At 66.5% G+C, this 17,627-nt stretch carries 20 protein-coding genes; 18 read left to right on the forward strand and 2 right to left on the reverse strand.

The genetic code is table 11. The annotated features are described in order from the left end of the window. Window positions 1-47: 47 nt before the first annotated feature. The 7 genes from CKO27_RS00845 to CKO27_RS00875 all read left to right on the forward strand — a co-directional run bounded on the left by CKO27_RS00845 (window position 48) and on the right by CKO27_RS00875 (window position 4,945). Window positions 48-986, forward strand: coding sequence for a serine/threonine protein kinase (locus tag CKO27_RS00845; protein WP_200372822.1), 939 nt, complete (start codon window positions 48-50; stop codon window positions 984-986). Between the two features lie 47 nt (window positions 987-1,033). Beyond that, window positions 1,034-1,753 (forward strand): ribonuclease PH, encoded by a 720-nt coding sequence (gene rph / locus CKO27_RS00850; RefSeq protein WP_200372824.1) that lies wholly within the window; start codon window positions 1,034-1,036, stop codon window positions 1,751-1,753. A gap of 13 nt (window positions 1,754-1,766) precedes the next feature. Further along, window positions 1,767-2,375 (forward strand): RdgB/HAM1 family non-canonical purine NTP pyrophosphatase, encoded by a 609-nt coding sequence (gene rdgB / locus CKO27_RS00855; RefSeq protein ID WP_200372826.1) that lies wholly within the window; start codon window positions 1,767-1,769, stop codon window positions 2,373-2,375. Continuing rightward, complete coding sequence (locus CKO27_RS00860) at window positions 2,372-3,103, forward strand: YggS family pyridoxal phosphate-dependent enzyme (RefSeq protein WP_200372829.1); 732 nt, start codon at window positions 2,372-2,374, stop codon at window positions 3,101-3,103. The genes rdgB and CKO27_RS00860 overlap by 4 nt, the downstream gene beginning before the upstream one ends. 140 nt (window positions 3,104-3,243) lie before the next feature. Beyond that, the gene (gene proC / locus CKO27_RS00865; protein ID WP_200372831.1) at window positions 3,244-4,074 is read left to right on the forward strand and encodes a pyrroline-5-carboxylate reductase; all 831 of its coding nucleotides are present in this window, start codon (window positions 3,244-3,246) and stop codon (window positions 4,072-4,074) included. Beyond that, window positions 4,071-4,646: a YggT family protein gene (locus CKO27_RS00870; protein ID WP_200372832.1), complete on the forward strand. Its 576-nt coding sequence runs from the start codon at window positions 4,071-4,073 to the stop codon at window positions 4,644-4,646. The genes proC and CKO27_RS00870 overlap by 4 nt, the downstream gene beginning before the upstream one ends. A gap of 8 nt (window positions 4,647-4,654) precedes the next feature. Next, complete coding sequence (locus CKO27_RS00875; RefSeq protein ID WP_200372834.1) at window positions 4,655-4,945, forward strand: DUF167 domain-containing protein; 291 nt, start codon at window positions 4,655-4,657, stop codon at window positions 4,943-4,945. A 15-nt stretch (window positions 4,946-4,960) separates the two neighbouring features. On the opposite strand, the gene gatA is transcribed toward CKO27_RS00875, so the two are convergent. Continuing rightward, window positions 4,961-6,415, reverse strand: coding sequence for an Asp-tRNA(Asn)/Glu-tRNA(Gln) amidotransferase subunit GatA (gatA, locus tag CKO27_RS00880; RefSeq protein ID WP_200372836.1), 1,455 nt, complete (start codon window positions 6,413-6,415; stop codon window positions 4,961-4,963). Continuing rightward, complete coding sequence (gene gatC, locus CKO27_RS00885) at window positions 6,415-6,702, reverse strand: Asp-tRNA(Asn)/Glu-tRNA(Gln) amidotransferase subunit GatC (RefSeq protein WP_200372838.1); 288 nt, start codon at window positions 6,700-6,702, stop codon at window positions 6,415-6,417. The genes gatA and gatC overlap by 1 nt, the downstream gene beginning before the upstream one ends. Before the next feature lie 246 nt (window positions 6,703-6,948). Between gatC and CKO27_RS00890 the strand changes: the two genes are divergently transcribed. The 11 genes from CKO27_RS00890 (at window position 6,949) to lipB (ending at window position 17,602) form a co-directional block, all read left to right on the forward strand. Further along, entirely contained in the window at window positions 6,949-7,995 is a 1,047-nt protein-coding gene (locus tag CKO27_RS00890) for a rod shape-determining protein (RefSeq protein WP_200372840.1), read from the forward strand. Window positions 7,996-8,098: 103 nt separating this feature from the next. Beyond that, complete coding sequence (gene mreC, locus CKO27_RS00895) at window positions 8,099-8,965, forward strand: rod shape-determining protein MreC (RefSeq protein WP_338115820.1); 867 nt, start codon at window positions 8,099-8,101, stop codon at window positions 8,963-8,965. A 56-nt stretch (window positions 8,966-9,021) separates the two neighbouring features. Continuing rightward, window positions 9,022-9,477 (forward strand): rod shape-determining protein MreD, encoded by a 456-nt coding sequence (mreD, locus tag CKO27_RS00900; RefSeq protein WP_242470656.1) that lies wholly within the window; start codon window positions 9,022-9,024, stop codon window positions 9,475-9,477. Between the two features lie 3 nt (window positions 9,478-9,480). Then, the gene (mrdA, locus tag CKO27_RS00905; protein WP_200372844.1) at window positions 9,481-11,346 is read left to right on the forward strand and encodes a penicillin-binding protein 2; all 1,866 of its coding nucleotides are present in this window, start codon (window positions 9,481-9,483) and stop codon (window positions 11,344-11,346) included. Continuing rightward, complete coding sequence (gene rodA / locus CKO27_RS00910; protein ID WP_200372846.1) at window positions 11,336-12,466, forward strand: rod shape-determining protein RodA; 1,131 nt, start codon at window positions 11,336-11,338, stop codon at window positions 12,464-12,466. The genes mrdA and rodA overlap by 11 nt, the downstream gene beginning before the upstream one ends. Window positions 12,467-12,538: 72 nt before the next feature. Continuing rightward, window positions 12,539-13,528 (forward strand): lytic murein transglycosylase B, encoded by a 990-nt coding sequence (gene mltB, locus CKO27_RS00915; RefSeq protein ID WP_200372848.1) that lies wholly within the window; start codon window positions 12,539-12,541, stop codon window positions 13,526-13,528. A gap of 33 nt (window positions 13,529-13,561) precedes the next feature. Beyond that, window positions 13,562-14,572, forward strand: coding sequence for a septal ring lytic transglycosylase RlpA family protein (locus tag CKO27_RS00920; protein WP_200372850.1), 1,011 nt, complete (start codon window positions 13,562-13,564; stop codon window positions 14,570-14,572). 76 nt (window positions 14,573-14,648) lie between these two features. Then, complete coding sequence (locus CKO27_RS00925; protein WP_200372852.1) at window positions 14,649-15,788, forward strand: D-alanyl-D-alanine carboxypeptidase family protein; 1,140 nt, start codon at window positions 14,649-14,651, stop codon at window positions 15,786-15,788. Window positions 15,789-15,817: 29 nt separating this feature from the next. Beyond that, complete coding sequence (locus CKO27_RS00930; RefSeq protein ID WP_200372854.1) at window positions 15,818-16,678, forward strand: D-amino acid aminotransferase; 861 nt, start codon at window positions 15,818-15,820, stop codon at window positions 16,676-16,678. Continuing rightward, window positions 16,671-16,940: a YbeD family protein gene (locus CKO27_RS00935; RefSeq protein WP_200372856.1), complete on the forward strand. Its 270-nt coding sequence runs from the start codon at window positions 16,671-16,673 to the stop codon at window positions 16,938-16,940. The genes CKO27_RS00930 and CKO27_RS00935 overlap by 8 nt, the downstream gene beginning before the upstream one ends. 8 nt (window positions 16,941-16,948) lie before the next feature. Further along, window positions 16,949-17,602, forward strand: coding sequence for a lipoyl(octanoyl) transferase LipB (gene lipB / locus CKO27_RS00940; protein WP_276570109.1), 654 nt, complete (start codon window positions 16,949-16,951; stop codon window positions 17,600-17,602). Window positions 17,603-17,627: the final 25 nt, after the last annotated feature.

Below are 17,627 nucleotides of genomic sequence, written 5' to 3' on the forward strand. Positions count from 1 at the left end.
CCGGCTGAATTCAGCCAACGTCCGCGCGGAAATCCTCACCCCCAATCATGGCAGCCGCACGAGAGACACTTCCAACGGGCACCCGCGTGGGGCCCTACCGGATCAGCAAGGCCATCGCCAAGGGTGGCTTCAGTCTCATCTATCTGGCCTCCGACGATGATAGCGGCGAGGAGGTGGTCATCAAGGAATACATGCCAAAAAAGATCGCGCGGCGCGAGCAGGATCTGCGGATCGTTCCGATCAGTCCGGACTATACCGAAAACCTCCATCACGGGCGGAAACTCTTCTTTCAGGAAGTCAAGGCGCTGGCCTCGCTGGAGCATCCCAACATCGTGCGCGTCCTGGCCTTCGTCCTCGCCAACGACACCGGCTACCTGGTGATGCCCAACGAGCGCGGGCGCAACCTGGGCGCCTACCTGCACGAGCGCAAGGGGGGACTCAGCACCACCTTCCTGCTGGATGTCTTCGTCCCCATCCTGGACGCCCTGGCCCTGCTGCACCGCCGCTCCATGCTGCATCTTGACGTCAAGCCCGGAAACATCCATCTGCGTCACGGGAACCAGCCGCTGCTGCTCGATCTCGGCGCGGTCCATCCGCTCAGTCGGGGACGCACGCGCGGCGGACAGGTCATCACCGCCGGCTACTCGCCCGTGGAACAGTATTTTCGCGCCGGACAGGTCGGACCCTGGACCGATGTCTACGCGGTCGGCGCCAGCATCCGCACCTGCATGGAAGGGCGCACGCCCCAGCCCGCGCCCGAGCGCCAGAAGGAGGACAAGGTGGTCCCGGCGGTGGAGGCGCTGAAGGACCGCTATCCGGATTTCCTCCTGGAGGCGGTCGACTGGTCGCTCTCCATGGACGTCGCCAAGCGCCCCCAGGATGCCGCCGAACTGCTCGCCAGGCTGACCCCGCACCTCAGCGATCCGCAGACCGCGCGTCTGCGCGAAACCAGCTCGGAGCCGATGGGCGAAAGCCGCCTGCTCTGACACGACCGATCATCCGACACGACCCATCATCCATTTCGGAGTCACCCATGAGACCATCGCAACGACGCGCCGACGAGCTGCGCCCGATTCGCTTCACCCGAGGCTTCACCCGTCATGCCGAGGGCTCGGTGCTGGTGGAGTTCGGCGACACCCGCGTGCTCTGCACCGCCAGCGTCGAGTCGCGCGTGCCGCCCTTCCTCAAGGGTCAGGGCAAGGGCTGGATCACCGCCGAGTACGGCATGCTCCCGCGCGCCACCAATGAGCGGACCCAGCGCGAGGCCGCCAGGGGCAAGCAGGGCGGACGCACGCTGGAGATCCAGCGTCTGATCGGCCGCTCGCTGCGCGCCGCCGCCGACCTGAGGCTTCTGGGCGAACGCGCCATCACCCTGGACTGCGATGTGCTCCAGGCCGACGGCGGCACCCGGACCGCCTCCATCACCGGGGCCTGGGTCGCCCTGCGCGAGGCCATCGATGGCCTGCTGGCCTCCGGCGAGCTGAGCGCGGATCCGCTGACCAACCAGATCGCCGCCGTCTCGGTCGGGGTCTATCAAGGCATCCCGGTGCTGGATCTGGACTACGCCGAGGACTGTACCGCCGAGACCGACATGAACCTGGTGATGGATGGCGAGGGACGTTTCATCGAGGTTCAGGGGACCGCCGAGGGTGTCCCCTTCAGCCGGGCCGAACTCGACGCCCTGCTGGAGCTTGGCGCCGCCGGCATCCGCGACATCCAGTCCGCCCAGCGCGCGGCGCTCGGCGGACATTGAGGGAGGGAGGCGCATGAGCCAATCGCACGGCGGAGAACGCCTCGTCCTGGCCAGCAACAATCCGGGCAAGGTCCGCGAGATCGGCCAGCTTCTCGCCGGGGCGCGGATCCAGGTCGTGCCCCAGGGCGAGCACGGCGTCCCGGAGGTCGAGGAGACCGGGCTGACCTTCGTCGAGAACGCCATCCTCAAGGCTCGTCACGCCGCGCGCCTGAGCGGTCTGGCGGCGATCGCCGACGACTCCGGGCTGGAGGTCGACGCCCTGCGCGGGGCGCCGGGGATCTACTCGGCCCGCTATGCCGGCCCCGGCGCCAGCGACGCGGACAACCTGCTCAAGCTGCTGGCCGATCTCGCGGATGTCCCCGAGGCCGAACGCACGGCGCGCTTCCAATGCCTGCTGGTCTATCTGCGCCATGCCGAGGATCCAACCCCCTTGATCTGCCGGGGGACCTGGGAGGGGCGTATCCTGTTCGAACCGCACGGCGCGAACGGTTTCGGCTATGACCCCATCTTTTTCGTGCCGACCCATGGATGCAGCTCGGCGGAGCTGGACCCCGAGACCAAGAACCGCCTGAGCCATCGTGGCCAGGCCCTGCGGCGCCTCCAGGAGTTGCTTGAAGCATGATCGAGGACCAGATCGCGTCCAATCTGAGCCAGGTCCGGGCGCGCATCCAGGCGGCGACCGAGCGCGCCGGCCGGCCGGCCGGCGGCGTCGCGCTCATCGCCGTGAGCAAGAAGCAGCCGGCTTCGGCCATCCGCGCCGCTTACGCCGCCGGCCAGCGCGCCTTCGGCGAGAGCTATCTCCAGGAGGCGCTCGACAAGATGGCCGGGCTCGCGGATCTGGATATCGAATGGCACTTCATCGGCCGGATCCAGGCGAACAAGACACGCCAGATCGCGGCCCATTTCGACTGGGTCCATGGCTTGTCCGATCCGGCCCACGCGCATCGCCTGAGCGAGCAACGGCCAGCCGAGGCGCCGCCGCTCGCCGTCTGTATCCAGGTTAATCTCAGTGGCGAGGCGAGCAAGGGCGGCGTCGCGCCGTCCGAGACCGCCGGGCTCCTGAGCCTGTGCGACGCGCTGCCGGGACTGCGCCCGAGGGGACTCATGACGCTGCCGGCACCGGCCGACGACGAGGCGAGCCAACGGCTCCCCTTCCAGGCGCTGCGCGCCCTGCGCGACCGGCTCGCCACCCCCGAGCGACCGCTCGACTGTCTTTCCATGGGCATGTCGGACGATCTGGAGGCGGCGATCCTGGAGGGCGCGACCCAGGTTCGCATCGGCACGGCGGTCTTCGGCGCGCGTCCGTATAATCGAGGTCAGGCGGGGGCGATCGCCACCGCCGACCATTGAGATCCATCATTTCCGGGGTTGACATGTTTGTTTGTTTCAATCCACGCCCGGCCAAGCCGGGCGATACGGCACGGAAAAGCTTACGCCTCTCCCGTGCGGCATTATCCCCCTGAAGGGGAGGTTTCAACCTGGAGATTTCGATGACCACAGCCAGGATTAGCTTCATCGGTGGCGGCAACATGGCCACCAGCCTGATCGCCGGCCTGATCGCCGACGGTTACGCAGCGCACGACATCCAGGTCGCCGATCCGAGTCCGGAGCGACGCCAGGCACTCCAGGCCGGCTTCGGGGTCCGGGCGCTGGCCGGCAACACGGAGGTTCTCGACGAGGCCGATACCCTGGTGATCTGCGTCAAACCGCAAATGGCGCCCCTGGTCTGCGCCGAGATCGGTCCCGCGCTGCTCGCCCGCCAACCGCTGATCCTCTCCGTGATGGCGGGCGTTCCGGAGCGGGCCATGCAGCGCTGGCTTGGCGCGCCCCTGCCGATCGTGCGCGCCATGCCCAACACCCCGGCCATGGTGCAGACCGGCGCCATCGGTTTGCACGCGAGTCCCGAGGTCGACGCCGAGGGCCGCAACCGCGCCGAGACCATCCTGCGCGCCGCGGGGCTCATCCGCTGGGTCGAGGACGAGGCCGGGATCGACGCGGTCACGGCCATCTCCGGCAGCGGCCCGGCCTACTTCTTTCTGCTGATGGAGGCCATGGAGGAGGCCGGGATCGACCTCGGACTGGACCAGGAAACCGCCCGACTGCTGACCATCCAGACCGCCCTGGGCGCGGCCAAGATGGCCATGGAAAGCGAGGCTCCGCCCGCGCGGCTGCGCGAGCAGGTCACCTCTCCCGGCGGCACCACCGAGCGCGCGCTGGCGGTCTTCGACGAGGCCGATCTGCGGGGCCTGGTCGGACGCGCCGCCAAGGCCGCCCGCGATCGCGCCGCCGAGCTGTCCCAAACCCTGTCGGAGGCCCCATGACCGGTTCCTATCTGCTCGACCCGCTCGTCTTCCTGGTTCAGACACTGTTCGGACTCTATATCGCCGTGGTGGCGATCCGCTTCCTGCTCCAGATGACGCGCGCGGATTTCTACAATCCCATCTCGCAGTTCGTGGTCAAGGTGACATCGCCGGTCCTGCGTCCGCTGCGCCGCCTCATCCCCGGCTATGGCGGGATGGATCTGGCGGCCCTGATCCTGGCCTGGCTGCTGTCGACGATCGAACTGGGAATCCTGGCCCTGATGATCGGCGTGGATCGCTCCGTCCTCGGCGCCTTCGGCTGGGCGATCCCCAGTCTCGCCGAGCTGTTCATCAATATCTTTCTGTTCGCCGTGCTGATTCAGGTCGTCCTGAGCTGGGTCAATCCGGATCCCTACAACCCGGCGGTGTCGCTGGTGTCCCGGCTGACCGATCCGCTGATGCGCCCGGCGCGACGACTGATCCGCCCCATCGGCGGCATCGACCTCTCGCCCATGCTGGTGATGATCGGCCTGGTGCTGCTCAACATGCTGCTGATTCCGCCCCTGAAATGGCTGGTCGCCAGCCCCTTCTGATCGACCGCATGAGCTGGTACCGCTGGAATGGCGAGGATCTGGAGCTATCCGTGCGCGTGCAGCCGCGCGCGCCCAGGGACGCCTTCGTCGGACCCGACCCCGGCGGCGACTATTACCGGGTGCGCCTCCAGGCGCCCCCGGTCGACGGCAAGGGCAATCAGGCGCTGCGGCGCTTCATCGCTGACGCCTTTGGCGTGGCGCCCACGAGGGTCGAGATCCTGGGCGGCGAGCAGGCCAGGTACAAGCGTTTGAGGATCCGGAGTCCCCAAAAATTGCCGATCGACATCGATCGGCCCTGAACCCCGCGTCCCGGCTCACTCAAATCCCGCCGGTGCCGCCTGATGCCAATGCGTCGCATGCTGGAACCGATGGGCCACGTTGAGCAGTCGGGCCTCCTCGAAATAATTCCCGATGATCTGCAATCCGACCGGCAGGCCGTCGACCGGCTCGACCGGAATCGACATCCCGGGCAGCCCGGCCAGATTGGTGGCGATCGTATAGATGTCGTTCAGATACATGGCGACCGGGTCGTCCATCTTGTCGCCGATGGGGAAGGCGGTCGTCGGGCTGGTCGGACCCATGATGACGTCGACCTTGTCGAAGGCGCGTTTGAAGTCCTCGGCGATCAGGTGCCGGATCTTCTGGGCCTTGAGATAGTAGGCGTCGTAATAACCGGCCGAGAGGACATAGGTGCCGATCATGATGCGCCGCTGGACCTCGGCGCCGAAGCCCTCGGCGCGGCTGCGCTTGTAGAGATCCTCCAGATCCCTGGGGTTCTCGCAGCGATGGCCGTAACGGACCCCATCGAAACGGGCCAGGTTGGACGAGCACTCGGCCGGAGCTACCACATAGTAGACGGGCACCGAGAGCGGGCTGTTGGGCAGGCTGATCTCGTGGATCTCGGCGCCCAGGCGCTCGTACTCCTTGATGGCGTCCTGGATGACGGCGGCGACGCGGCCATCCAGTCCTGCCCCGAAATACTCCTTGGGCAATCCGATCCGCAGCCCCTTGATGTCGTCGTCGAGCGCGTCGACATAGTCCGGCACCGGAACGTCGGCGCTGGTGGAGTCGCGCGGATCGAAGCCGGCCATCTCGTCGAGGATGAAGGCGGCGTCGGCGGCGGAGCGGGCCATGACGCCGGCCTGGTCGAGCGAGGAGGCGAAGGCGATCATGCCCCAGCGCGAGCAGCGTCCGTAGGTGGGCTTGATGCCGGTGATGCCGCAGAGCGCGGCGGGCTGGCGGATGGAACCGCCGGTGTCGGTGCCGGTGGCCACCGGGCAGAGCCGCGCGGCGACGGCGGCGGCCGATCCGCCCGAGGATCCGCCGGGTACGCGGGTCTGGTCCCAGGGGTTGTGGACCGGTCCGTAAAAGCTCGTCTCGTTGCTCGACCCCATGGCGAATTCGTCCATGTTGGTCTTGCCGAGCACCACGGCGCCGGCGGCGGCGAGCTTCTCGACCACGGTCGCGTCATAGGGTGCGATGAAGTTGTCGAGCATCCGCGAGCCGCAGCTTGTTCTGAGGCCCTGGGTGCAGAAGATATCCTTGTGGGCGATGGGGATGCCGGTCAGGGGACCGGCGTCGCCGGATTTGAGCACCCGGTCGGCGCGCTCGGCGGCGGCCAGCGCGGACTCGGAGGCGACCGTGATGAAGCTGTTGAGACGCGGATCGAGCCGTTCGATACGATCCAGATAGTGCCGGGTCAGCTCGACGCTGGAATAGGTGCGCAGCCGCAGGTCGGCGGCCAGTTGGGCGATCGATTTGTTCTGCATTATTCGATGACCTTAGGAACCAGGTAGAGTCCGCCCTCGGTCAGCGGGGCGATGGACTGGAAAGGCTCGCGCTGGTCCGGCTCGCTCGGCTGGTCGGGGCGCAGCCGCTGGACCATGTGGAGCGGGTGCGCCATGGGATCGACGCCGGCGGTGTCCACCGCGTCCATCCGGGCGACCAGATCGAGGATGTTGGACAGATCGGCGGCATAGCGCGCGGTCCGCTCGGGGTCGATACCAAGCCGCGCCAGGTGGGCGATCTTTTCGATGTCGGATGAGTCCAGTGACATAGCGAATCCGCCGTTGGATGGAAACGCGGCAAAATAGCATAGGGGCGAGGGGCGGTGGTACTGGCGCCGGCCGAGCGAGGAGACGCGGTCGGCGAGCGGCGTCAAGCGCCGGCACCTTGCCGATCCCGGCCCGCGTTGCTAGATTAGCCGTCCATTCATGGACCCTGTCACCGGAATCAAGACCGGACTCCTCTCCAGACGCCCAGGTCGAGCGGCGTTCATCACCCCCCGGAAGGTATCTTTCAGATGTTCTTCAGAAGCATTCGTGGAATGTTCTCCAACGATTTGTCCATCGACCTGGGGACTGCCAACACCCTGATCTATGCCCGCGGCCAAGGCATCGTGCTCAACGAGCCCTCGGTCGTGGCGATTCGTCACGAGCGCACGGGCGGGACCAAGACGGTGGTGGCGGTGGGCGAGGAGGCGAAACAGATGCTCGGGCGGACGCCGCAGAACGTGAGCGCGATCCGCCCCATGAAGGATGGCGTGATCGCCGACTTCACGATCACCGAGAAGATGCTCCAGTACTTCATCCACAAGGTGCATGAAAGCAGTCTCTTTCGGCCGAGTCCGCGCGTGCTCATCTGCGTGCCCTGCGGCTCGACCCAGGTGGAGCGCCGCGCGATCAAGGAATCCGCGGCCAGCGCGGGCGCGCGCGAGGTGTTCTTGATCGAGGAGCCGATCTCGGCGGCCATCGGCGCCGGTCTGTCCGTGCACGAGCCGCGCGGCTGCATGGTCATCGATATCGGTGGCGGCACCTCCGAGGTCGCGGTGATCTCGCTCAACGGTATCGTCTATGCTGAGTCCGTGCGCGTCGGTGGCGATACCTTCGACGATGCCATCATCAACTACGTGCGTCGCAACTACGGAACCCAGATCGGCGAGGCGACGGCCGAGCGCGTCAAGCACAGCATCGGCTCGGCCTTCCCCGGCAACGAGGTCCTGGAGATCGACATCAAGGGCCGAAGCCTCGCGGAAGGCGTCCCGCGCAGCTTCAGGCTCAACAGCAACGAGATCCTGGAGGCGCTTCAGGAGCCGCTCGCGATGGTCGTGCAGGCGGTCAAGATGGCCCTGGAGCAGACCCCGCCCGAGCTGGGCTCGGACGTCGCCGAGCGAGGCATCGTGCTGACCGGCGGCGGATCGCTGTTGCGCGATTTCGATCGTCTTATCGAGGAAGAGACCGGACTGCCCGTGGTCGTGGCCGATGACCCCCTGACCTGTGTCGCCCGCGGCGGCGGCAAGGCCCTGGAGATGCTGGACGCGCAGGAAATCGGCTTGTTCGCGACCGAATGATCCGATCGGGCGTCCGACCCGAGCCAGGCTCGAATCCCAATGCCCCGCCAGATTCCGCCGACCTGGGATCTCGCCGAGGAACGCTGTCATCAAAGCCCTTTTCATTACCGGACCCTCGCCCACCCTCCGCGTGACCCTGGCCGTCCTGACGGCGCTCGGCCTGATCGTCGCCGATCATCGCGAACGGCACCTCGATCTGGTCCGCTCGACGCTGTCCCATCTCACCTATCCGCTGCAAGTCGCGGCCGACCGGCCCGAGCAGTGGTTTCGCGCGGCGCGTGAGCGCCTTGTCGGCCAAGAGGATCTGCGCGACCGCAACAGCGGTCTCCATCGCGAGAACCTGCTGCTCAAGGCCCGGCTGCAACAGTTCGAGGCGCTGGAGGCGGAGAATGCCCGTCTGCGCGACTTGCTGGGATCCTCGCTGGATCTCGGCGAGCGGGTGTTGATCGCCGAAATCATGGCGGTGGAACTCGCGCCCTATCGACAGCAGGTGATGGTCAACAAGGGGACTCACTCGGGCGTCTTCGTTGGCCAACCCGTCCTGGACGCCAACGCCGTGATGGGACAGGTCATCCGCGCCGATCCCTTCTCCTCGGTCGTGCTGCTGATCACGGACGCCGATCATGCCCTGCCGGTGGAGGTCAACCGCAACGGGTTGCGCACCATCGCCGCCGGCACCGGTCTGAGCGAGGATCTGGAACTGCTCTACATTCCCAAGAACGCCGACATCCAGGTCGGGGATCTGCTGGTGACCTCGGGCATGGACGGGCGTTTTCCCGCCGGCTATCCCGTGGCGCGGGTCAAGACCGTGCGCCAGGATCCCGACAACCCCTTCACCACGGTCATCGCCGAGCCCACCGCGCGTCTGGATCGCAGCCGCGAGGTGCTCCTGGTCTGGAACCTGAGCCAAACCTCCCGGCAACAGGCCCTGGCCGCCGAGGCCACGAAAGCCGGGGACACACCGCCATGAGGGGCGTGCGGGGGCGGCCCGTCAAACGTCGGCGAGGGGGGGCGCGACTCTGGCCCATGCTGCTGACGCTGACGCTGGCCCTGTATCTGACCGTCCTGCCGATGCCGGCCTGGCCCATGGATTACCGACCACAGTGGGTGGTGCTCGTCGTGCTCTTCTGGTGTTTCGCCGCGCCCGAGCGGATGGGCGTCTTCCTGGGCTTCCTGATCGGCCTGATGCTCGATGTCCTCACCGGAACCTTGCTTGGCCAGCACGCGCTGGGGCTGTCGGTCACCGCCTATCTCGCCATCGTTCTGCGCCCGCGCATCCGCATCTTCCCGATCTGGCAGCAAACCTTTCTCGTGAGTCTGATCCTGCTGGCCGAGCGCCTGCTGACGCTCTGGGTGATCGGCGCGACCGGTCAGCCCATGCCGCCCGTCACCTACTGGATCTCCCCGCTGGTCGGCCTGTCCCTCTGGCCGCTCATGGCCTGGCTCCTGCTTCCGTTCGAGCGCCGCGTGGGAGCGGATTGATCCATGCTTGAAAGCAGCCTTGAGGATCGTCGGCACGAGCAGCGCCTGGTCCGAACCCGTGCCATCGCCGCCGCCGCGCTGGTGCTCCTGGGCGTCGCGCTGATCCTGGCGCGCCTGCTCCATCTGCAATCCGATCGTCACGAGCACTACTCGGTCCTGTCCAAGGACAATCGGGTCAAGATCCTGCCGGTTCCGCCCAACCGCGGCCTGATCTTCGACGCCAGCGGCGTCCTGCTGGCCGAGAATCATCCCTCCTTCGCGCTCCAGATCACGATCGAGAAGGTCGCGAATCTCGGCCAGACGATCGATGAACTGGCCAAGCTGGTCCCGATCGACGACAAGGACCGCGCCCGTTTCGAGCGTCTCAAGCGACAGCGGACGCGCTTTCAGGCGGTCCCCATCCGGCTCAACCTCACCCCCGCCGAGGTGGCCCGTTTCGCGGTCGACGGGCATCGCTTTCCGGGCGTCGACGTCCATGCCGAACTCACCCGGACCTATCCGAAAGGCGGGCTGACGGCCCACGTGCTCGGCTACGTGGGGCGGATCAACGAAAAGGAACTGGCGAGCATCGACAAGGGCAACTATGCCGGGACCAACTTCATCGGCAAGGGCGGGGTCGAACTGGCGCACGAGGACGTGCTCCACGGCCGGGTCGGTTTCCAGCAGGTCGAGGTCAATGCCCGCGGACGCATCCTGCGGACCCTCGAAAACACCCCTCCCGAGCCGGGACAGGATCTTTATCTCTATCTCGACATCGCCCTGCAACAGGCCGCGACCGAGGCCCTCGGCGAGCATCGCGGCTCGGTGGTGGCGATCGATCCGCGCACGGGCGGCGTGCTGGCGCTGGTGAGCGCGCCGAGCTTCGATCCCAACCTCTTCGTCGAGGGCATCGGCCAAGCCGATTACAGCGCGCTTCTGCACTCGCCCGACAAGCCGCTCTACAACCGTGCCGTGCGCGGCCAGTATCCACCAGGGTCCACCATCAAGCCCTTCGTCGGTCTCGGGGGGCTGGCCCTCGGCGTCACCAATACCCGTAAGACGACCCATTGCCCAGGCCATTTCTCCCTGCCGGGACAAGGTCACCGGTTCCGCTGCTGGCGGCGCGGCGGGCATGGCTCGGTCAATCTGGAGTTGGCCGTCGTGCAGTCCTGCGACGTCTACTTCTACTCCCTGGCCAACCAGATGGGGATCGATCGGCTGCATGGCTTCCTCTCCGAATTCGGCTTCGGCGCGCGCACCGGCATCGATGTCTCGGGCGAACTGCCGGGATTGCTGCCCTCGCGCGAGTGGAAGGAACGGGTGCGCAAGCAGCCCTGGTATCCCGGCGAGACGCTGATCGTGGGCATCGGCCAGGGCTATGTTCTCGCGACCCCGGTCCAGTTGGCGGCGGCCACCGCCGCCATGGCCAACAAGGGCCACTACATCCAGCCGCGGCTCGCCTACGCCCGTCGCGTGCCGGGCGCCGCGGCCGGGACCGCCTTTCCCACGGTCGAGCGCCGGATCCAACTGGCCAATCCGAGCGATTGGGACGTGATGATCAGGGACATGGCCCTGGTGGTGGAGAAAGGCACCGCCAGGCGGATTCAGTCCTCCAGCTATCGGATCGCCGGCAAGACCGGAACCTCCCAGGTCTTCACCGTCGGACAGAAGGAGTCCTACGTCGCCTCGCAGGTGCCCGAGCGTCTGCGCGATCACGCCCTCTTCGTGGCCTTCGCGCCGGTGGAGGATCCGCGCATCGCCGTCGCCGTGCTGGTGGAAAACGGCGGCCATGGCGGTTCGACCGCCGCCCCGATCGCGCGCCAGGTGATCGATGCCTACCTCGGCGGATCCAGCCCGATCGTCCAGGGAGGCGCGGACGATGGGGATTAGCCCCTTTTCCTCGCGGCTCGATTGGGACGTCCGGACGGCCGCTCCCGGCCTGCTGAAACGGATGCACGTCGATGTGCCGCTGCTGATGGGACTGCTGGCGCTCTGCGGCTTCGGACTCATGGTGCTCTACAGCGCCGGCGACCAGGACATCCAGGTCGTCGAGCGTCAGCTCATACGGCTTGGCATCGCCTTCGGGCTCATGCTCGCCATCGCCCAGATCCCTCCGGCCAGTCTGCGGCGCTGGTCCTTCGGGCTCTATGCGTTCGGGGTTCTGATGCTGGTGGCGGTGCTGATCGTCGGCGATATCGGCAAGGGCGCGCAACGCTGGCTCGATTTCGGCGTGGTGCGCTTTCAACCCTCGGAGCTGCTGAAGCTCGCCGTGCCCATGACGGTCGCCTGGCTGCTGTCCATGCGCCCGCTGCCCCCGCGGCTCCTGAGTATCCTGCTGGCGATCATGCTGACCCTGATTCCGGTCGTGCTGATCGCCAAGCAGCCGGATCTGGGTACCTCTCTACTGGTCGTCAGCGCGGGCGTCACGGTGCTGTTCATCGCCGGCCTGAGCTGGCGCATGATCGTCGGGCTGATCGTCGTCGCGGCAGCCTTGGCCCCATTGGTCTGGTTCGGCATGCACGACTACCAGCGCGCGCGGGTCATGACCTTTCTCGATCCGGAGACGGATCCGCTGGGGACCGGCTACCACATCATCCAATCGCAGATCGCGATCGGTTCCGGAGGTCTTTCGGGCAAGGGCTGGCTCAACGGCACCCAGTCCCATCTCGAATTCCTGCCCGAGCGCCACACCGATTTCATCTTCGCGGTAATCGGCGAGGAGTTCGGTTTCACCGGCATTCTGGCGCTGATTGGGCTCTATCTCTTCATCATCGGGCGAGGACTCCTGATCGCCGCGCGAGCACAGGAGAATTATGGCCGGATGCTGGCGGGTGGCCTGACCCTGGTGTTTTTCGTCTATCTGTTCGTCAACACCGGGATGGTGATCGGCTTGTTGCCGGTGGTCGGCGTCCCCCTGCCCCTGATCAGTTACGGCGGCACCTCGATGGTGACGCTGCTGGCCGGTTTCGGGATGCTGATGTCGATCGAGACGCATCGCTCCAGGAAATAACATGGAATGGCAATCGGTTTGAAAATATACTGCATGTAACGACTGAGATCTGAATCACCCTCGGAGCCCTGGATGTCCGCCATCCGAGTCCTTGCCCTCGCGCTCGCCCTGAGTGCCTCCGTCCAGGCCACCGAGCCCGACGACTATCGCGCGGGCCTCGAGCCCTTCATCGCCGGGATGGCCGCCGAGCATGGCTTCGAGCCCGCGTCGCTGCGGACCATCCTGGGTCGGGCCAGCTACCGGCAAGACATCATCGACGCCATCGACCGACCTTACGAGGACAAATCCTGGACGGCCTATCGCCAGCTCTTCCTGACCCCGGAGCGCATCCAGGGCGGTGTCGACTTCTGGCGCGCCAATGCCGAGGATCTGTCGCGCGCCGAATCGATCCATGGGGTCGCTCCGGAGATCATCGTCGCCATCCTTGGGGTCGAGACCAAGTATGGGGCCAATGTCGGGGCGCATCGGGTGCTCGACGCCCTGACGACCCTGGGATTCGCCTACCCCAAACGCGCCGACTTCTTTCGCTCCGAGCTGGCGCACTACCTGCTCCTGACCCGCGAGGAGGGACTCGATCCGCTCGCGACCCTCGGCTCCTACGCCGGGGCCATGGGCAAGCCTCAGTTCATTGCCTCCAGTTACCGCGCCCATGCGGTCGATTTCGATGGGGATGGGCGGCGCGATCTCTGGAACAGCAACGCCGACGCGATCGGCAGTGTCGCCAACTATTTCAAACGACACGGCTGGCGGCCGGGTGCTCCGGTGGTCGTCCGGGCGAATCTCAAGGGCGAGCCGCCGACGGATTTCGAGATCGCCGGGAAACGCCCGGTCAAGCCCTTCCTGAGCCCGGATCGACTGAGCGACGCCGGCATCGTCTGGAGCGAGCCGCTGGAGCCCGATCGGCCGCTGACCCTGATCCGGCTGGATGGCCCTACCGACGAATACTGGATCGGGCTCGAGAATTTCCATGTCGTGACCCGTTACAACCACAGCAACCTCTATGCGATGGCGGTATATCAGCTAAGCCAAGAGATTCGCGCGCGCCAAGGCGTGGAACCCTGAGCAACGACCCGGCTGGATTGGAGACGAGGCGGCATGCCACGAACGACAGACATCGATCGCTCGATCGCGAGCGGCCTGGCCGGGAACGGCCCAAACCCAAACACGTTCCACTGGCTGCTGATCGCCACCCTCCTGCTGTCGCTGGTGGGTTGTTCCAGTCAGGGCAAACGTACGGCGGACGGCGACGCGATCCCGCCCGAGATCGCCCGCATTCCGGATGCCGTGCCCAAGGTCGAGCCCCTGTCGCGGTCCGGCAACGCGGAATCCTATGTCGTCCGCGGCCAGCGTTATCGCACCAAGAAGTCCAGTCGGGGCCATGTCGAGCGCGGGCTGGCCTCCTGGTACGGCGAGCCCTTCCACGGTCGCAAGACCAGTTCGGGCGAGGTCTACGACATGCACGCCATGAGCGCCGCCCACAAGACCCTGCCATTACCGACCTACGCGCGTGTCACCAACGTCGACAACGGCCGCAGCGTGGTGGTCCGGATCAACGATCGCGGACCCTTTCACGGACCGCGCATCATTGATCTGTCCTATACGGCGGCCGTCAAACTCGGGGTGGCGAGGACGGGCACGGCGATGGTCGAGGTCCGCGCGGTCGAGCCGAAAAAACGCCGCTGGGGCCTGGGCCTCTTCCTGGCCGATCAAGACGAGACCCGCGCCAGCCCCTCGACGCCCGCCTCGCGCTCGGCCAGGGCCAGCGCGCGCCAGCGCCCCCCGAGCACCGGTGGCGAGAAGACCTCCTCGGCGCGCGCCCCGTCGGCCGCGCGAACCCCTAGTCCGCGGATCGTCGCGGATCGCGCCGAGTCTCCGATCTATCTCCAGGTCGGCGCCTTTGGCGAGCCTGGGAACGCCGAACGCCTGCGCTCCCGACTGATGGCGGAACATCGCCGGGACGACATCCGCATCGTCGAACCGGGTGTCGCCGGGGCCGGGCTCTACAAGGTCAGAATCGGTCCGCTGGACTCCGAACGGGACGCGGAACGGCTCTCGCGACAACTCGCCACGCTCGGCGTGGAGGCTCCCCGGCGGGTGTCGAACTGAGGTTCGGTGCCATTTTCGAGAATCTAAGGGTAAAATGCGTCCAATCCTCCCGCCATCCCCAAGTCCCGGATCCTTCATGAAATCTGCTGTCAGGCTTTCGCTCTCGTGGTTCTTGCTTTGCGTCTTGCCTGCTATCGCCCTAGGGGCGCCGCCCACCGTTTCCGCTCCGGAATTGCAGGCCAAGGGCTATCTGCTGGTCGATTTCAACAGCAACCAAACCCTGGCCGAGCTCAACGCCGACGAGCGACTGGAGCCCGCCAGCCTGACCAAGATCATGACCGCCTACGTGGTGTTCCGAGAGATCGGCTCGGGTCGGATCAAGCTCAGCGATCAGGTGCTGGTCAGCGAAAAGGCGTGGCGGACGGGCGGCTCCAAGATGTTCATCGAGGTCGGTAAGCAGGTCAGCGTCGAGGATCTGCTCAAGGGCATGATGATCCAATCCGGCAACGATGCCAGCGTGGCCCTGGCCGAGCACGTCTCGGGCAACCAGGAGTCCTTCGCGGCGCTCATGAACAGCCATGCCCAGCGGCTTGGCATGTCGAACTCTCATTTCACCAACCCCAACGGCTTGCCCGACCCCGAGCTCTACACCACGGCGCGGGACATGGCCAGGGTCGCCACGGCCTTGATTCGGGAGTTCCCGGACTACTATGCCTGGTACAGCAACCTGGAGTTCACCTACAACGGCATCACCCAGCCCAACCGTAACCCGCTGCTCAAGCGCGATGCCTCGGCGGATGGCATCAAGACGGGTTACACCAAGGCCGCCGGCTACTGTCTGGTGGGTTCGGCCAAGCGCGGCGACATGCGCCTGGTTTCCGTCGTCATGGGCTCGGCCAGTCCCAACGCGCGCGCCGAGGCCAGTCTGGCCCTGCTCAACCACGGATTCCGCGCCTACGAGAGCCACCGGCTCTATCCCGCCGGGCAGCCGATCGAGACCCTGCGCGTCTGGTACGGCGAACAGGAAACGCTCCCCGTTGGTCCCTCGCTGGACGTGGTGGCCACGATTCCCCGCGGCAACTATGACAAGTTGAGCGCGCGTCTCGAGAAGACCTCCGAGCTCGATGCCCCGATCGCCAAGGACGCGCGCATCGGCGACGTCGTGGTCACCATGGGCGAGGAGGAAATCATCCGCGTCCCCCTGGTCGCCCTGGAAGAGGTGCCGGAGGGCGGTCTCTGGCGCAAGGCCAAGGACAGCGTCCTGCGGATGTTCTGACCCTGGTCGGTGATTTCGAGGCGCGTTCAATGAAGGAGTTGTATCTCAACGGCGCATTCATGCCCCCCGACGAGGCGCGGATCTCGGTCATGGACCGGGGTTTTCTCTTCGGCGACGGCGTCTATGAGGTGATCCCGAGCTACGGGGGCCGCTTCCTCGGGCTGGAACCACATCTGGACCGGCTCGACGCCAGCCTCGCGGCCCTGCGGCTCGCCAATCCGCTCGCGCGCGAGACCTGGCGATCGGTGCTCCAGCGGCTGATCGGGACGCCTCCCGCGCCGGATCAATACGTCTATCTCCAGATCACCCGAGGCGCGCCGCCGGAGCGCGATCATCTCTGCCCGGAGAGCACCGAGCCGACCGTCATGGCCCTCGCCAGGCCCATCAAGCCGCGCGCTCCGACGGTGGCCGAGCGGGGCGTGACCTGCATCACCCGACCGGATATCCGCTGGCTGCGCGGAGAGATCAAATCCATCTCGCTGGTCGCCTCGGTCATGATGCGACGCGAGGCGGCGGACGCGGGCGCGCTGGAGACCATCATGCATCGCGACGGACAGGTGACCGAGGGGGCCGTTTCCAATGTCTTCGTCGTCACTGGCGATGAACTCGCGACCCCGCCCAAGGGTCATCTGTTGCTGCCCGGCATCACGCGCGAGCTGGCCCTGCTCCTGGCGCGCGACCATGGCATTCGCTTCCTGGAGCACCCCATTCCACTCGAAACCCTGCGCGGCGCGGATGAAGTCTGGCTCAGCAGTTCGACCCGCGAGATCCTGCCGGTCACCCGGCTGGATGATCGGCCGGTGGGCACGGGACTCCCGGGGCCGCTCTGGCGGCGAATCGATGCGCTCTATCAGGACTACAAGGCGCGGGTACGCGAAGGCCATGTCTGACGACCAGGAAACCCTGCTCACCTTCCCCTGCCGTTTTCAGATCAAGGCGATGGGTCTGGCCGACAGCGGCCTGGAGTCGGTGGTGATCGAGATCGTCGGCCGTCACGCCGAAGGGATCGACGAGACGGCCATCTCCGTTCGTCCCAGCCGGGGCGGGAAATGGATCGCCGTGACCCTCACCATCGAGGCACGGAGCAAACCGCAGCTCGACGCCATCTATCGCGAGCTGAGCGCCCACGAGCGGGTAGCCTGGCTCCTGTGAGCGACGCCTTGCCGTCCGACCTCCGTCCACTCCGGCTCAGGCGCCCGCCGGGACTCCAGGACTATCTGGTTACGCTGAACGCGATGCGCGATTTCACCGACGCCCGTGACGCCGAGACCCTCGACGAGCTTTGGATACTCGAACACCCGCCGGTCTTCACCCTGGGCCAGGCCGGCCGGCGCGAACACCTGCTCGCCCCCGGCGATATCCCGGTCATCCAGGTCGACCGCGGCGGCCAGGTCACCTACCACGGGCCGGGTCAAGTGATCGCCTATCTGATGCTGGATCTGAGGCGCGCGGGGCTGGGCGTCAAGCGACTGGTCAACCTGTTGGAGCAGTCGGTGATCGATCTGCTGGGCGACCATGGCATCAAGGCCAGCCGGCGGACGGACGCGCCCGGGGTCTATGTCGCGGGCGCCAAGATCGCCTCGCTGGGGCTGCGGGTACGCAACGGCTGCTGCTATCACGGGCTGGCGCTCAATGTCGCCATGGATCTGGAGCCCTTCGGACGGATCAATCCCTGCGGTCATGCCGGGCTTCCCATTACTCAGATCTCGGATCTGGTCACCGGCGTCTCGGTGGCCGACGCCGGCGACGCGCTGGCCAGCACACTGGGTCGCGCCCTCAACCTGAGGCCGCTATCGCCGAGCGACAGGGCCTGATGGATGGCCCGGGCCGGCTCCGGCA

The organism is Thiocystis violacea (assembly GCF_016583575.1).
Taxonomy (GTDB): domain Bacteria; phylum Pseudomonadota; class Gammaproteobacteria; order Chromatiales; family Chromatiaceae; genus Thiocystis; species Thiocystis violacea.

Bases quoted from the DNA above. Each gene is read 5' to 3' on its own strand.
- mrdA (WP_200372844.1), top strand. From the start codon at position 9,481: ATGCTTGAAAGCAGCCTTGAGGATCGTCGGCACGAGCAGCGCCTGGTC.
- gatC (WP_200372838.1), bottom strand. From the start codon at position 6,702: ATGTCACTGGACTCATCCGACATCGAAAAGATCGCCCACCTGGCGCGG.
- gatA (WP_200372836.1), bottom strand. From the start codon at position 6,415: ATGCAGAACAAATCGATCGCCCAACTGGCCGCCGACCTGCGGCTGCGC.
- proC (WP_200372831.1), top strand. From the start codon at position 3,244: ATGACCACAGCCAGGATTAGCTTCATCGGTGGCGGCAACATGGCCACC.
- rodA (WP_200372846.1), top strand. From the start codon at position 11,336: ATGGGGATTAGCCCCTTTTCCTCGCGGCTCGATTGGGACGTCCGGACG.
- rdgB (WP_200372826.1), top strand. From the start codon at position 1,767: ATGAGCCAATCGCACGGCGGAGAACGCCTCGTCCTGGCCAGCAACAAT.
- mreD (WP_242470656.1), top strand. From the start codon at position 9,022: ATGCTGCTGACGCTGACGCTGGCCCTGTATCTGACCGTCCTGCCGATG.
- CKO27_RS00845 (WP_200372822.1), top strand. From the start codon at position 48: ATGGCAGCCGCACGAGAGACACTTCCAACGGGCACCCGCGTGGGGCCC.
- mltB (WP_200372848.1), top strand. From the start codon at position 12,539: ATGTCCGCCATCCGAGTCCTTGCCCTCGCGCTCGCCCTGAGTGCCTCC.
- rph (WP_200372824.1), top strand. From the start codon at position 1,034: ATGAGACCATCGCAACGACGCGCCGACGAGCTGCGCCCGATTCGCTTC.
- CKO27_RS00935 (WP_200372856.1), top strand. From the start codon at position 16,671: ATGTCTGACGACCAGGAAACCCTGCTCACCTTCCCCTGCCGTTTTCAG.
- CKO27_RS00875 (WP_200372834.1), top strand. From the start codon at position 4,655: ATGAGCTGGTACCGCTGGAATGGCGAGGATCTGGAGCTATCCGTGCGC.
- CKO27_RS00890 (WP_200372840.1), top strand. From the start codon at position 6,949: ATGTTCTTCAGAAGCATTCGTGGAATGTTCTCCAACGATTTGTCCATC.
- CKO27_RS00920 (WP_200372850.1), top strand. From the start codon at position 13,562: ATGCCACGAACGACAGACATCGATCGCTCGATCGCGAGCGGCCTGGCC.
- CKO27_RS00870 (WP_200372832.1), top strand. From the start codon at position 4,071: ATGACCGGTTCCTATCTGCTCGACCCGCTCGTCTTCCTGGTTCAGACA.
- CKO27_RS00925 (WP_200372852.1), top strand. From the start codon at position 14,649: ATGAAATCTGCTGTCAGGCTTTCGCTCTCGTGGTTCTTGCTTTGCGTC.
- CKO27_RS00860 (WP_200372829.1), top strand. From the start codon at position 2,372: ATGATCGAGGACCAGATCGCGTCCAATCTGAGCCAGGTCCGGGCGCGC.
- CKO27_RS00930 (WP_200372854.1), top strand. From the start codon at position 15,818: ATGAAGGAGTTGTATCTCAACGGCGCATTCATGCCCCCCGACGAGGCG.